Source organism: Paenibacillus sp. 1SOY10 (genome assembly GCF_056836745.1).
On record NZ_JBXENK010000002.1, the window covers coordinates 237823 to 250801 of the forward strand.

General features: G+C 48.5%; 16 protein-coding genes. 15 read left to right on the forward strand and 1 reads right to left on the reverse strand.

What is annotated here, in order from left to right:
* Window positions 1–11 precede the first annotated feature (11 nt).
* From AC1VOR_RS06945 to AC1VOR_RS06985, 9 genes are all read left to right on the forward strand, one after another.
* Window positions 12–389 (forward strand): hypothetical protein, encoded by a 378-nt coding sequence (locus tag AC1VOR_RS06945; protein WP_482617663.1) that lies wholly within the window; start codon window positions 12–14, stop codon window positions 387–389.
* Window positions 382–843, forward strand: a complete 462-nt coding sequence (locus tag AC1VOR_RS06950) for a DUF2634 domain-containing protein (protein ID WP_482616762.1) — start codon at window positions 382–384, stop codon at window positions 841–843. The genes AC1VOR_RS06945 and AC1VOR_RS06950 overlap by 8 nt, the downstream gene beginning before the upstream one ends.
* Window positions 843–1961: a baseplate J/gp47 family protein gene (locus AC1VOR_RS06955; protein ID WP_482617664.1), complete on the forward strand. Its 1119-nt coding sequence runs from the start codon at window positions 843–845 to the stop codon at window positions 1959–1961. The genes AC1VOR_RS06950 and AC1VOR_RS06955 overlap by 1 nt, the downstream gene beginning before the upstream one ends.
* The gene (locus tag AC1VOR_RS06960) at window positions 1954–2529 is read left to right on the forward strand and encodes a YmfQ family protein (protein ID WP_482616764.1); all 576 of its coding nucleotides are present in this window, start codon (window positions 1954–1956) and stop codon (window positions 2527–2529) included. Before AC1VOR_RS06955 ends, AC1VOR_RS06960 begins: the two co-directional genes overlap by 8 nt.
* Window positions 2522–3715 carry a tail fiber protein gene (locus tag AC1VOR_RS06965; protein WP_482616766.1) on the forward strand — a complete coding sequence of 398 codons (1194 nt, stop codon included), beginning with the start codon at window positions 2522–2524 and terminating at the stop codon, window positions 3713–3715. Before AC1VOR_RS06960 ends, AC1VOR_RS06965 begins: the two co-directional genes overlap by 8 nt.
* Before the next feature lie 103 nt (window positions 3716–3818).
* Window positions 3819–4052 carry a hypothetical protein gene (locus tag AC1VOR_RS06970; protein ID WP_482616768.1) on the forward strand — a complete coding sequence of 78 codons (234 nt, stop codon included), beginning with the start codon at window positions 3819–3821 and terminating at the stop codon, window positions 4050–4052.
* A gap of 23 nt (window positions 4053–4075) precedes the next feature.
* Entirely contained in the window at window positions 4076–5011 is a 936-nt protein-coding gene (locus AC1VOR_RS06975) for a peptidoglycan recognition protein family protein (RefSeq protein WP_482616769.1), read from the forward strand.
* Window positions 5012–5028: 17 nt separating this feature from the next.
* Complete coding sequence (locus tag AC1VOR_RS06980; protein ID WP_059051993.1) at window positions 5029–5307, forward strand: holin; 279 nt, start codon at window positions 5029–5031, stop codon at window positions 5305–5307.
* 165 nt (window positions 5308–5472) lie between these two features.
* Window positions 5473–6828 (forward strand): helix-turn-helix domain-containing protein, encoded by a 1356-nt coding sequence (locus tag AC1VOR_RS06985; RefSeq protein ID WP_482616771.1) that lies wholly within the window; start codon window positions 5473–5475, stop codon window positions 6826–6828.
* Window positions 6829–7048: 220 nt separating this feature from the next.
* Here the strand turns inward: AC1VOR_RS06985 and AC1VOR_RS06990 are convergent, their stop codons facing one another.
* Window positions 7049–7396, reverse strand: coding sequence for a helix-turn-helix domain-containing protein (locus AC1VOR_RS06990; protein ID WP_482616772.1), 348 nt, complete (start codon window positions 7394–7396; stop codon window positions 7049–7051).
* A gap of 213 nt (window positions 7397–7609) precedes the next feature.
* Between AC1VOR_RS06990 and AC1VOR_RS06995 the strand changes: the two genes are divergently transcribed.
* From AC1VOR_RS06995 to AC1VOR_RS07020, 6 genes are all read left to right on the forward strand, one after another.
* Window positions 7610–7771 (forward strand): Spo0E family sporulation regulatory protein-aspartic acid phosphatase, encoded by a 162-nt coding sequence (locus AC1VOR_RS06995; RefSeq protein ID WP_482616774.1) that lies wholly within the window; start codon window positions 7610–7612, stop codon window positions 7769–7771.
* A gap of 127 nt (window positions 7772–7898) precedes the next feature.
* A complete protein-coding gene (locus tag AC1VOR_RS07000; RefSeq protein ID WP_482616776.1) occupies window positions 7899–8810 on the forward strand; it encodes an oxidoreductase in 912 nt (303 codons plus the stop codon).
* A 202-nt stretch (window positions 8811–9012) separates the two neighbouring features.
* Window positions 9013–10131: an amidohydrolase/deacetylase family metallohydrolase gene (locus AC1VOR_RS07005; RefSeq protein WP_482616777.1), complete on the forward strand. Its 1119-nt coding sequence runs from the start codon at window positions 9013–9015 to the stop codon at window positions 10129–10131.
* Window positions 10097–11203, forward strand: a complete 1107-nt coding sequence (locus AC1VOR_RS07010) for a DgaE family pyridoxal phosphate-dependent ammonia lyase (RefSeq protein ID WP_482616779.1) — start codon at window positions 10097–10099, stop codon at window positions 11201–11203. Before AC1VOR_RS07005 ends, AC1VOR_RS07010 begins: the two co-directional genes overlap by 35 nt.
* Before the next feature lies 1 nt (window position 11204).
* On the forward strand, window positions 11205–11960 hold the full coding sequence (gene dagF, locus AC1VOR_RS07015; protein ID WP_482616781.1) for a 2-dehydro-3-deoxy-phosphogluconate aldolase: 756 nt from the start codon (window positions 11205–11207) through the stop codon (window positions 11958–11960).
* Complete coding sequence (locus tag AC1VOR_RS07020) at window positions 11953–12972, forward strand: sugar kinase (RefSeq protein ID WP_482616783.1); 1020 nt, start codon at window positions 11953–11955, stop codon at window positions 12970–12972. Before dagF ends, AC1VOR_RS07020 begins: the two co-directional genes overlap by 8 nt.
* The last annotated feature ends 7 nt before the right edge of the window (window positions 12973–12979 follow it).

The window sequence follows — 12979 nt, forward strand, 5'->3', positions numbered from 1 at the left end:
CATTTGCGGCGTTGGCCGTATCGCTGCGTGAAAATGCGGCAAAAAAAGCGGCCGAGGTGTTAAGCGGAGTATCCGCAGAGTTGGGACGGATTACGGCGACAGGCCTGAAGCTGGATGGCTTCAAGCATGAGATCCCGGACTATTTTGTAGCAGAATTGCCGGGAACGTTAAGACTTCCGCAGCTTGCGCTCCACGGCAACGTGAGCGGTCTTAAGGATAGCGACGGGGGCAGCGTCACAGGTCAAGGGAGCTTCTCCTATGAAGCATCTGAAACCAAGGACGCGGTGCTGGCGCTGACCTATAAGCCGGGAGATCGCGTGCTCGCGCTGCCGTTGAACGGTGGGAACGACGCTATCATATTATGCAGGGTGGTGAGTGGAAATGGCTAATCTTTTTCCTGAATCTGTAGCTGATGCTTGGGAAAATGTCGAGCAAGACCTCTCAGAAGCTACCCTTGATGAAGTCAAGTTTGGACGGAGCTGGCGTTATGATTTTACGGCTGGTGAGTTTGTGGTGACTCCCACCGGAAAAATAGCCATAGCGGATGAGATCGCCTCATGGAGAATGTGGTGCGACAAGGCCATTCGTACACCGCGTTATCGGCATGTCATTTACTCTCGCACGTATGGGCAGGAGTTCGAGGACCTGATTGGTCAAGGCTATAGCCGGGCCGTACAGGAAAGTGAAATACGCCGGATGACCGAGGAGACGCTGCTGACAGACCCTCGCACCTTGAGTGTGGACGGGTTTACTTTTGTCTGGCAGGAGGATGGTTGTAGGTTCACCTGCCAGGTGAAAAATAGTCGTGACGAAGAAATCAGGCTGGAAGGGAGTGCAGGATGATGGCGGAAATCCCGCTTTATTTACAGGACCAGACGGAAGCGCGAATCATGCAACGGATGCTGGACCGAGTGCCTTCGGACATAGATAAATCCGAGGGTTCTTTTATTTGGGATGCAGAGGCGCCAGCGGCCTTTATGCTGTCGGAAGCAGCGATATGGGCGCAGCAGGTGCTGGAGCGCGGCTTTGCCGGGACAACCTTCGGGGAATATCTCGATCTAAGGGTTGCTGAGCATGGGGTGACTCGGCGCGAGGCCGTAGCAGCTACCGGAGTTGTACGATTCATCGGCGAGCCGGGCAAATTGATTCCGGCAGGCACGTTAGTCGCCACTCCGGCGGATGAATTTTCCGCAGAAGCGTCTGTGGAATTTATGACGACGGCTGCGATTACGCTGGATGAGCAAGGAGAAGGCCAGGTTTCAATTCGGGCCATGGTGCCTGGGCGGGCTGGTGTAGTTCCCGCAGGGGTCATCACGGTGTTGGCTGAGCCCATTAGCGGGGTGAGGGCCGTAATGAACCCCGAAGAAACGCGGGGCGGATCGGATACAGAGTCCGATGAACTGCTGGTGGAACGCTTTTATTCCCAGGTACGGAATCAGGGCACCAGCGGCAATAAAGCCCATTATCTGAAATGGGCGGGTGAAGTGCCCGGGGTAGGCGGTGCGCAGGTAGAGCCTTTATGGCAAGGCCCCGGAACCGTGGGCATCTATCTACTGGATGTCGATAAGCGTGCGGCCAGTGAGGAAATTGTGGATTCGGCTCAGGCTTACATTGATCCCACGATGGACGGGCAAGGGGAAGGCATGGCTCCGGCTGGGGCGATTGTTACGGTTATGCCTGCCGAAGAGGTGCCTATTGAAATTCGTGTGAGGCTGACGCTGGCGAGTGGGGTCACGATGGCTGAAGTGAAGGCAAGAATTGAGAATGGGGTGCGTGCTTATTTGAAGCAGCTTGCTTTTGCCGATCCCTTAGTACGCTTCACTCGCATCGCAGCCATTCTGCTCGATATTCCGCCGATCATCGACTATTCGGACCTGACCGTGAACGGCAATGCCGATACGAACTCGGAGATCTACACAGGCCAGGTAGCTGTGCTAGGTACGGTGGATGCTTATGAATGAAGCGGGAATGACCAGTCCGAGAGGCCGGGAAATGTTGACCTACCTGCCGGCTTATTATGAAGGCTCGCGAGTAATGCGGGCGGACATGAATGCCAAGGGAGCGGAGCTTGACCTGCTGTTTACGGCGCTTGATGAGACGTTGCAGCAGTTTTTTGTCCGAACAGCGACCTGGGGGCTGGACCGCTGGGAAAGCGAGCTCGGTATTGAGACCGACCTGAGCAAACCGTTGGAGCAACGGCGGGCGGTGGTAGAATCCCGACTTCGCGGCAGCGGAAAGTTCTCGGGGCAACTGGTGAAGAGTGTGGCGGAGGCTTATGACGGAGGGAAGGTAGAAGTTACTTTTCAGCCCCAGGAGTGGAGTTTTACCGTTAAGTTTATCGACACCTTGGGCACGCCGCCTAATCTGGAGGATCTGAAAAGAGCCATTGAAGAAGTGAAGCCAGCGCACTTGAAGGCTAACTTTGAATTTAACTATATGCTTATTCGAGATATCCATGAAGTATTGACGATTCAGGAGTTGGAACAAATTTTATTAAACAAATTTGCAGGAGGTGATCCAGTTGGCTAGTCAAACGCCCAATCTTAATTTGCATAAGAAAGACCCTGTAACCGATGGAAATGACACATTTAATATCCAAACGATGATGAACGACAACTGGGACAAGATTGATGCAGCCATGGGGGGAATCGATATTCCTGATGCCTCCCTGGATGTGAAGGGGAAGGTACAGCTTTCCAGCGCTGTAAATAGTGAGGCTGAGGACAGGGCGGCTACGCCGAAGGCGGTGAAAGCAGCTAATGATGCGGGTACCGTTGCGCAGACCACGGCGAATGCGGCAAATTCAGTGGCGGCGGCAGCGCAGACAGCAGCAAATAACGCTAGAACTGCGGCAACTACGGCTCAGTCTACTGCAACTTCAGCTCAAACTGCCGCTAATACTGCCTTAACTACTGCGAATAATGCACAATCGGGTGTGAATAATTTATCGAGTACAAGGTTACCTACTCGTGTTAATAACGGGCAGTTTGAATATATGGAAGGTAGTGCTTGGAAGAAGGTCGATGTGTTACCTACGGGGGATGTTTCGGCATATGTAGATCCGAATATAGGAAACGATAACATTGAAGTGTCGAGCGTTGAAATGCCTTTTAAGACAGTGACTCGTGCCTTAGCATCGTTGCCTAAGGTTTCTGCATATGACCGGTCTATTTATTTCGTTAATAGAACTCCTATCAGTCTGACTGAAGATATTAAAATTGAATATTTCTCAGGAGGTGCTATTCAGTTGTTACCTTTAGTTGAAACCGTCACTTTTGGAATGCTTAACATCTCAGAATGTACAGGTTGTGAAATTTTTTTTAATGGTAACAACAAGATTGATAAATGGATATTGAGTCCTGCACGTGTAGGACAAGCAGCTGGATATCCTTGTTTGATGGTGTCTGATTGCCCGGGATGCACTTTGTATATTAGACATACTACTGTATTTGCTGGAAATAACGTTGGCCTGGCTTTTACTAATATTCCACAGGTACGAATGGAGCGTGTCAGAATCAATGCAGAAGGAAGTTATACATTGGAAACTGGTATTTCAATCAAGGGGGGCACCTTATATCTTGATGATGTAAGTTCTAGTCAAGCAGCTTCTCGAATAAAAACAGGAATTGAAGCAACTATGGCAATTGTTTTCGGTAACGTTTGGATTGGCCAAACCAGAACCTCTTCAGACTTAGGTGGGCAATTCTTTTCATAAATTAAAGGATTAAATAAGATTCTAGCTTTCCCCGAAAGCAGGTGAACAGATGGACATAACGATCATTACGGCGGCGACGTCGGTGGTGGCGGCGATTAGCGGTGTGGCGTTGGGGTGGGCGGGGCGCGCCAAGGCGGTGCGGCAGGAGGCCGAGGAGACGGCCGAAGCCGAAGCTGTGCAACGCGCAGACGTCGAATATATCAAGCGTGGCGTGGATGATATGAAGGTCGAACAGAAGCTGCAAGGGCAGCGGTTCGAAGCGTTCTCCGAGCGGCTCACGCGGGTGGAGGAATCCACCAAGCAAGCGCACAAGCGAATTGATCGATTGGAAGAATAATATAGATGAAAGGGGTGAGCCAGATGGATATCAAAAAGTATCAGATTGAACGGCGGTATATCAACAAGAGGTCTAATGTGCGACCGGGCACTCGGCTATCGACCGGGACACCCGCTTTCTTTGTAGCCCATGACACCGGCAATCCCGGGGCTACCGCAGATAATCACTACAACTACTTCAACACACAGCGGGACCGGGCGGCCTCCGCTCATGTTTTTATTGATGGAACTCGCATTCTGGAGATTATTCCGACGGGAACGGGGGCTGACGCAGCCGAAAAGGCCTGGCATGTGCGGTATGACGTAAGAACGGATAACGAGCGGTTTGGCTACGATGCCAACGATGTAGCGCTGGGTGTGGAATTATGTTACGGCGGGCGCATAAACTTTACGGAGGCGTACAAGCGGTATGTCTGGTATTTGGCCTATTGCTGCCACAAATGGAGCAAAAATCCCTATACCTTCATTCCCTCACATCGTCAGTTGGACCCTGCACGGAGAAGTGATCCCGATCAGGCCTTGGCCACCGGGGGGAAAACGCTAAAAAATCTACTGGATGATGTTGCTGCGGAAATGCGTGCCACCGAGCGGCCTTCCGTACCGCTTCCCGGGGCGGGGACTTCGCAAGCGCCTCTACCGGCCTCCATCGCACAAGCACTCATTGATAACTATGTATCTCCAGCCTGGTTTGTCTCGCAAAAGAAAAATGACCGCGTGGGGATGACGCATTTTCACAATTTGGCTAATAATCTGCGGGTGGCTGCCGGGATTCCCCTCTCTTCCGCATCTTCAGCGGGTCCGCTTATCCCTCTTCCAAAGAGTAATGCTCAGGAGATTATCTTTCGCTGGTTATCTCCGGCGTGGTTTAAGGCGAGGGACGAGGGCAATCGGGAGCGGGCGCAGCATTTTAATAATCTGGCCAATTATTTGCGCCGCGCGGCAGGCATTCCCGAGGAGTAAGAAAGGAGGAACACCTGATGCAAAATGAGATTTTAACTAATGTACTGGCCTTTGCCTCGGTCTTATCGGTCTTTGTATTGGCTTTGGTTCAACTCGTCAAGACGACGGTCAACTTGCCGAAGAACTGGATTCCGTTTATTGGTGTACTCATCGGCGTACTGGTGGGTGCGGCGGCTTATCCGTTCACAGAGATGGAACTCGTTTTGCGCTTGTGGGCGGGAGGCCTAGCTGGGCTATCCGCTACGGGACTCTTTGAATTAGGCAACAACCGCAACGGAACGACGAAGCAGAAATAAAGGGAAAATATGAAGTGTGACGCTTAGAAGGCTGTTCCTTATAAGGAGCAGCCTTGTTTTCTTTTATATGCCTAGTACATATTATTTCATTGACCAATGTCTAATTAAACAATTACAATAATATACATATTATTCCTAAATATATATTTAGTGTGAGGTGCCGGTTTGGTATTCATTCGTGAAGCTATTTGTGAATTTATGAGCAAAAACAACATGAGTTCTACACAATTAGTGCGCCTATCTGGAGTGAACGGAGGAACGCTCAGTAGAATCTTGAGTGGGAGTCGTCCTATTTCCGTTGGACAATTAGATTTGCTAACTGAGGCTATGAATCTACCAAAAGGCCATTTCTACAAAGATTATATTCATGAAATCTCTGAATTTCCGGCAAGCTTTCGCCGAATTCGTCCTTTTCTAATACGTTGTGCGGAAATTAATGATTTAGACCTTCTTCACAGTGAAGTAGTGAAATTACTTGAAAACTTATCGTATGGTGCTTCGCTTTTTGAGGTAGCTGAAACCTTATTTAGTGATAACAATTTAAAGGCAGCAGCATTAATTTATGAACAAGTAAGCAATTCAGAAAAGTACCAGCATTCTGAACGATTGGCCCTGTGTCACTATCGTCTTTTTAGCATTGAGCTTTCAAAAAATCAAATTGAGAAGCGGGTTAAGGCGGCAATCATTTTTGAAGGGTATGTTAACCGACTGGATGCAGTTGACCAATTGGATGCTACAAAACAATTAATTGATGTATGGATAACAACACATAATTGGGTCAAGGCAGATGAACTAGCACAGGAGTTATTGCAATTGTCTACTATTCAATATAAGCAGAAACAACATATGGAAAGAAGGCCTAAGCATCCCGAGTATTTCTACATCTTGTATGCTTGGCTGGTGCGAGGAGAGGTGTGTGCTAAGCTTCAAAATTATGAAGGTGCTTTGGAATATGTAACACAATATGCACATGGGGAAGACTGGATTGCTCCGCAGGATTCATTGGCACAGAGGTATATCAATCAATTTTCAGAATGGTCAATGGCAAACACGTATTTGTATCGGATGTTGTCCGGGCAGGAAGAGGCATTGCATGAATATTATCATTATATTGAAACACGTCCTGACGAAATTTTCATTGCATTGGCGTATATGGTGGAGGCAGCTAACAAATATCATTTCAATCTGGATTATATTCTTGAAAAATTTGCTCAATACATTCCTACGGTATCCAAGGAAGTTATGCATGGTGAGTATAATTCTACCATCATGCTTGAGAAAACCGCTCAGTTTTATTGTGATTTGGCTATATACAAGGTTGGACAAGATCCCAGTGTTGCAATAAAACTTATACTGAGTGGATTACAATTATCGATTAAAATAGATAGTACCCGAAACATAATTAATAGTATTACTTTGTTTGAAAAATATCGTAATTATGCGTGCGCCAAATCAAAGCAAAAATTCAAAGAATTATCAAGTGAGGTGAATCGTGTTAATGCCCAAAAAAATTATCAGTAGTATTTTTGTTTTAGTCATTTTAACACAAACTATCACAACAATGAGTCACGGAATCGGCTGGGGATAATTGAATTATTTTATAGGGTCTCTTTTTAGAAAAGTTAGATAGCCCAGGAATGCCCAAAAAGCATCCTTGGGCTTTTATTTATTACGGTTTGATATTGCCTTAATTCTTCCACTGGATTTTTTGGAAATTACCCCTAAAATATTACAAAGAGAGCTATTCTACTCTATTTGTAAAAACCTCTTTCAAAATATGAAAAGCTTTTTGCTGGTTGTACTCAGGCTGCTCTACCAACAATCCAATGATTTTTTGAATCCATGGATATTCTTGGAGTGGTTCTATATCTTGGTTTAATATAACAAAGACATTTAGGTCTAGTGCCGTTGCAATTTTTTCAATGGTTGCTAACTTGACGTTTTGTTCACCACGTTCAATTCGGCCAATATAAGAACCGGTGCTGCCAATTCTTTCTGCTAACTCATCTTGAGTCAAATTGCGTAGTGTGCGATAGTAACGAATTTTTTTACCTATAATCGTTGTCGTTTCTAGCTTTAAACTCTTCATTTTGACCTCCAGGCGCCTTCTAATATTTAAGTGTAGACAAAGGTTGCTAAGGGGTGGAGGTGTTTATAACATCTCTTTTTCAATTATAATAGTCCTTTTAAGGACTATTTCGGCGTGCTTCTGGCCTAATTAAAGTGTAGATTAATCATGTTAGTTCAATTGAACACATTTATAAAGTGCCAAGAGGCGACCACATAAGAGGGGACGAAGACTTTGAGAAGGCAAAAAGTAATACAACAACAGATCGAACTAGTGCGGACTGAATTAAACAAACTGGCTCAGTTGTATGGATTGCAGGATAAAAGAGTGCTTGAAAAATCTCGCGAACTGGATCAACTGTTAAATGTACTTGCCGAAGCGAGGAATTGTCCCTAATGCATTACACAATTTTAAAGCATCCGTGCAGTAATGCACGTAATCTGTCTTTTTAAGAATTGAATCCTTTCCCGTCCGGTATACAATTGTACATAACTTAAATTCATTTTATTTGAATAAGGAGAAGATGATGGGGAAGAGAACATGGACATATGATCACATTCCCGGCCAGAACGGGCGGGTCGTCCTGATTACGGGAGCCAACTCCGGGTTGGGATATCAGGAGGCGCTTATGATGGCCTTAAAGGGAGCAGAGGTCATCCTGGCAGGGCGTGACAGCAAAAAGATGAATGCGGCTTTAAAAGCAATAGCCAAGCAAGCTCCTGACGCAAAGCTATCTTTGGTTATGCTGGATTTAGCTGATCTGAATTCTGTAGCCAAATGTGCACAAGAAGTTCAACGGAATTTTAAGCGTCTTGATTTGCTTATCAATAACGCCGGTGTAATGATCCCCCCATTTTCCCATACCAAACAGGGTTATGAGCTTCAGTTTGGCACAAACCATTTGGGTCATTTTGCCCTAACAGGTCAACTGCTCCCACTCTTACTACAAACGCCAGGCTCACGCATTGCCTCCATGTCGAGCTTGGCTGGCGTGGCAGGATCAATTAACTTGAACGATCTTAATTATGAACGTCGACGTTATATCAAAATGCTCGCTTATGGACAAAGTAAGCTTGCCAATCTCATGTTTACCAACAGTCTGGCGAACCGATTAAAAAATATAGGTTCTGATACGATCGCGGTTGCAGCACACCCTGGTGGCTCTCCGACAAATTTGCAGCAGAACGGAGGCTTCTTCTTCCGGCGGATATTAACTCCCTTAACCTCCCATCCCCCATCCCAAGGCGCTCTTCCCATTCTTCGCGCAGCTTGCGATCCTGAGGCGGCCAACGGCTCTTTTTGGGCACCTTCCGGGTTGTTTGGCTTAACGGGAGCTCCTGCGGAAGTGAAAATGCCATCCAGAGCAGTGAATAAAACCCAATGTGATCGGCTATGGGAAATCAGTGAAGAGGCCACCGGGATCTGCTATCCATAAGGGGACAAGGGTAATACTTAACCAGCTAATGCTTATCAGGCGTTAGCTGGTTTTTTGCGCGTGGTTCACATCTATCTCTGTTCAGTACAAATTTTTACCCCTAAAACATTATAACGTTATATTTACTCCGGCGTTTAATCATGTTATGCTGATCTCGATTCAACAAATACAGCGTGATATCCAAAAAAGAGGCGAACCTAAAATGAAAGAAAGATACGTTCTTCGTCGGCTCAAGCGGGTAAGCGGAGAAGAAATCGACATTGTGGTGGAAGACGGCAAAATTGTGCAGATTACCGGTGCCAGTCAAGCCCTAGGGGATGTAAAGTGGGATGGAAATATTCGGCCTGCTTACGTGTCCAGCGGTTGGATTGACATGCATGTCCATGCTTTTCCAGAGTTTGATCCCTATGGCGATGAAATTGATGAAATCGGTGTCAAGCAAGGCGTAGCTACCATTGTGGATGCGGGAAGCTGCGGCGCGGACCGGATCGGTGATCTGGTAGCCAGCGGGAAGCAAGCAGATACGAATTTGCTGGCCTTTTTGAATATCTCCCGTATTGGTCTTAAACGTATCGATGAACTGTCCGAGCTGTCGTGGATTGACCGGGAAGAAGTGAAGGGTGCGATCTCAAATCACCGTGATTCCATCATTGGACTGAAGGCAAGAATTAGCCAAAGCGTGGTGAAGGGGAACGGAACAGAGCCGCTCAGAATAGCACGGGGACTTTCGGAAGAGACGGGGTTGCCCTTAATGGTTCATATTGGTTCGGCTCCGCCGGATATTCGGGACGTCATTCCGCTATTAGAGCGCAAGGACATAATCACCCATTATCTCAACGGAAAAGTCAATAATCTGTTTGATGACTCGGGTGAGCCGCTGCAAGTATTGACTGAAGCCATAAGTCGGGGCGTTCATCTGGATGTGGGCCACGGAACGGCGAGCTTTTCTTTCCGTGTGGCAGAGGCTGCTAAGGGACATGGAATACATCCGGATACAATCAGCACCGACATTTATCGGGGTAATCGGCTGAACGGTCCGGTATACAGTATGTCAAGCGTACTCAGCAAATTCCTGTATCTTGGCTATTCGCTGGAAGAGGTGATCGCGGCGGTGACCTCGCGTGCGGCGAATTGGCTGGGCAAGGAAGAGTTAGGCCGGATTCAGATCGGTGATCCTGCAAATTTAACGCTGTTTGCCGTCAAGGAGCAGGCTACCGAGCTAGTGGATTCTGAAGGAGAGAAGCGGACTGCGGACCGCTGCATAGAAGCCAAAGGAGTGATTGTTCATGGGAAATTCATTGAATGCGAAGTACGGGCTTAAGCGGGTCATCAATGCCAGTGGGCGGATGAGTATCCTGGGAGTCTCGGCACCGAGCGATAGCGTCATGGATGCAATGAAGCAGGGTGGACAGAGCTATGTGGAGATTGCGGATCTGGTCGATAAGGCCGGCAACTATGTGGCCAAGCATACCGGCTCGGAAGCGGCAGTCATTGTGAACTCGGCTTCCAGCGGCATTGCCCTGTCGGTGGCGGCCATCGTGACCAAGGGGGAGCGGAGAAGAAGTCTGCGCCTTCATCAGGAAGCTATTGAGCAAAATGAAATTATTATCTTGAAGGGCCACAATGTGCAATACGGTGCCCCTATTGAAACGATGGTCTATCTTGGTGGCGGGAAGCTAGTCGAGGTAGGATATGCCAATGAAGGCCGAGCGGAGCATATCGAGGATGCGATCGGAAGTAAAACAGCAGCTATTCTGTACGTTAAGTCTCATCATGCCGTACAGAAGAACATGATTTCTGTGGAAGAAGCTTGGGAGGTAGCGCAGCGTAATCAGATTCCGATGATCGTGGATGCGGCTGCCGAAGAGGACTTGCAGAAGTATGTCAAATATTCCGATCTGGCCATTTACAGCGGCTCCAAGGCGATTGAAGGTCCAACCTCGGGGATCGTAGCCGGAAAGCGCGAGCAGGTAGAATGGGTGAAGGTACAGCTTCATGGCATCGGACGCAGCATGAAGGTTGGGAAGGAAACCTCCTTCGGGCTGTTGCAAGCCTTAGACGAATACGCTGTGAAGCAGGATAACAGCGCAAGGGAGAAGGCGGCGCTGCAAGATGTTTTGGTGCCGCTGGATGAACTTCCAGGGATAAAAGTATCCATCGTGCAGGATGAAGCGGGCCGCGCGATTTATCGGGCCCGGGTGCAGATTGATGCCGAGCAGGTGGGCATGAATGCCAAGGAGATGGTCCATGCGCTGCAAAATGGGGATATTGCTATTTATACCCGTGATTACGGGGTAAGACAGGGCTTCTTCGATATTGATCCGCGTCCACTGCTAGGTGATGATATCGAGGTTATTGCTGCAAAAATACGAGAACTCGCAGGAGGAAACTAATATGTCGCAAATCGCAAAGAGATTTTACAAGAAACGCGTCGCTCTGAATGTACTGGCCAAGGATATTACCAATGCCAAGGAAGTTTTTGAAGCGGCAGAAGGCTATGTACTGGTTGGTGTGCTGTCCAAGGACTATGCCACCGTTGAAGAAGCGGTAACGGCGATGAAGGCCTATGGTCAGGAGATTGATGATGCGGTATCCATCGGATTGGGCGCGGGAGATAACCGTCAAGCCGCCGTGGTCGCAGAGATTGCTAAGCAATATCCAGGCAGCCATATTAACCAGGTCTTCCCGGCTGTGGGTGCGACCCGTGCTAACCTTGGAGCGAAGGATAGCTGGATTAACAGCTTGGTGTCTCCAACTGGACAGGTTGGTTATGTGAATATTTCGACAGGCCCTGTGAGTGCAGCAGAAGAGCAGCAAGCCATCGTTCCTGTTGAAGCAGCGATTGCGCTTGTTCGCGACATGGGGGGGAATGCCTTGAAGTATTTTCCGATGAAAGGTCTTAGCCGCGAAGATGAGCTGCGTGCGGTTGCAGCCGCTTGTGCCAAAGCTGATTTTGCCCTGGAGCCAACAGGGGGCATTGATCTCGATAATTTTGAAGCCGTACTGCGCATTGCGCTGGAAGCGGGAGTTCCGCAAGTGATTCCGCATGTGTACACTTCGATTATTGATTCGAGTACAGGCAATACGCGTACCGAGGATGTAGTGTTGCTGACCAAAATCATGAAGAAGCTGGCGGATCATTATGCCTAAGCAGATTGCGGCATTTGGTGAAGTGATGATGCGGCTGCAGGTGCCGGGATATGAAACGCTGGCACAGGCGGATACGCTGAAATATTCCTTTTCCGGTTCGGGGGTTAACGTCGTGTCAGCCTTGTCCCGTTATGGACATGCGGCGGCTTTGATTACCCGCTTGCCGGATACCCCGCTCGGGGCCGCGGCCGCAACCTACTTGCGCAAGTTGGGCATTGCTACAGATCGTATTGCCAGCGGTGGCAAATATCTGGGCATGTATTTCCTGGAGAACGGCTTTGGAGTACGAGCCAGCCGCGTCACTTATTCCAATCGCCTGGAGAGCAGCTTTAACACTGCCCCGGCGGCGGCTTACGATTTCAAGCAAATCGCCTCCGGGCTTGCGGCTGTTCACTTCTGCGGTATTACACTGGCGATGAATGACAGTGTGCGCGCACAGATGAAAGCTTTCGCGAAGCAAGTCAAGCAGCAGGGTGGGAAAGTCATCTTTGACTGCAATTACCGTCCATCTCTGTGGGGTGAGGGCGGGTATGCCAAGGCCAGACCTCATATGGAAGAAATGCTCCATCTGGCCGACATTGTACTGATGAACGAGAAGGATGCGTTATTTACGCTGGGCATGCCTACGGAGCATCATGAACGTGAGCAGCAGCTTAAGGAATTGATTCCTGCCGTTGCCCAGAAATATAATATTGCTGCAATTGCCGGAACTCATCGTGAGATTAACGGGGACAATAGTCACTCACTGCGCGGATTTCTTTACAAGGATGGATTGTGGGCCTTCTCGGAACGCTTAACCTTTTCTGTCTATGATAGAATAGGGGCAGGAGACGCTTTTGCTAGCGGAATTATCCATGGAGAGTTGGAGGGTTTTGCACCGGAACGGACGGTGCGGTTTGCGGCCGCTGCGGGGATGCTCGCACATACGGTGCCTGGCGATACGCCTATGGCAACGGAGGCTGAAATCGTGCGGACGATGGAGCAGACCTCTGCCGGTGATGTGGAAAGGTAGGGAGCAG

Bases quoted from the DNA above. Each gene is read 5' to 3' on its own strand.
- AC1VOR_RS06950 (WP_482616762.1), top strand. From the start codon at position 382: ATGGCTAATCTTTTTCCTGAATCTGTAGCTGATGCTTGGGAAAATGTC.
- AC1VOR_RS06955 (WP_482617664.1), top strand. From the start codon at position 843: ATGGCGGAAATCCCGCTTTATTTACAGGACCAGACGGAAGCGCGAATC.
- AC1VOR_RS06960 (WP_482616764.1), top strand. From the start codon at position 1,954: ATGAATGAAGCGGGAATGACCAGTCCGAGAGGCCGGGAAATGTTGACC.
- AC1VOR_RS06975 (WP_482616769.1), top strand. From the start codon at position 4,076: ATGGATATCAAAAAGTATCAGATTGAACGGCGGTATATCAACAAGAGG.
- AC1VOR_RS06980 (WP_059051993.1), top strand. From the start codon at position 5,029: ATGCAAAATGAGATTTTAACTAATGTACTGGCCTTTGCCTCGGTCTTA.
- AC1VOR_RS06990 (WP_482616772.1), bottom strand. From the start codon at position 7,396: ATGAAGAGTTTAAAGCTAGAAACGACAACGATTATAGGTAAAAAAATT.
- AC1VOR_RS07000 (WP_482616776.1), top strand. From the start codon at position 7,899: ATGATGGGGAAGAGAACATGGACATATGATCACATTCCCGGCCAGAAC.
- AC1VOR_RS07005 (WP_482616777.1), top strand. From the start codon at position 9,013: ATGAAAGAAAGATACGTTCTTCGTCGGCTCAAGCGGGTAAGCGGAGAA.
- AC1VOR_RS07010 (WP_482616779.1), top strand. From the start codon at position 10,097: ATGGGAAATTCATTGAATGCGAAGTACGGGCTTAAGCGGGTCATCAAT.
- dagF (WP_482616781.1), top strand. From the start codon at position 11,205: ATGTCGCAAATCGCAAAGAGATTTTACAAGAAACGCGTCGCTCTGAAT.
- AC1VOR_RS07020 (WP_482616783.1), top strand. From the start codon at position 11,953: ATGCCTAAGCAGATTGCGGCATTTGGTGAAGTGATGATGCGGCTGCAG.